We start from the raw sequence: 656 nt of genomic DNA on the forward strand, positions 1-656 counted from the left end.
CCAGCTGAGATCAGCGAAATTATTAAGAAGCGCATCGAAACTCTCGATGTTTCTTCTGAAGCCCAAAATGAGGGCANTATCGTCAGTGTATCTGACGGTATCGTTCTAATTCACGGTCTTGCCGACGTAATGTATGGTGAGATGGTAGAGTTTGAAACCGGCGTATACGGTATGGCGCTTAACCTAGAGCGTGATTCTGTAGGTGTCGTTGTCCTAGGTGACCCTAAAGGTCTTGCCGAAGGTCAGAAAGCAAAATGTACGGGTCGTATCCTAGAAGTACCAATCGGTGAAGCAATGCTTGGCCGTGTTGTTGATGCACTAGGTAACCCAATTGATGGTAAAGGTCCTATCGAGACTACGCTAACTGCACCTTTAGAAAAAGTTGCACCAGGTGTAATCGCACGTCAATCAGTTGATGAGCCAGTACAAACTGGTTTGAAAGCGATTGACTCAATGGTACCTATCGGCCGTGGCCAGCGTGAGTTGATCATCGGTGACCGTCAGACTGGTAAGACTGCAATCGCTATCGATGCAATCATTAACCAGAAGAACACAGGTGTTAAGTGTATCTATGTAGCAGTTGGTCAGAAGCAATCTTCTATCGCTGCGGTTGTACGTAAACTTGAAGAGCATGACGCAATGGATCACACGATCAT

1 pseudogene is annotated in these 656 nt (G+C 46.3%); it reads left to right on the forward strand.

Annotated elements, in window-relative coordinates:
* Positions 1–656: pseudogene (locus A3766_RS27115) on the forward strand (F0F1 ATP synthase subunit alpha); the annotation flags it as partial.

It is taken from the genome of Oleiphilus sp. HI0132, from assembly GCF_001635845.1.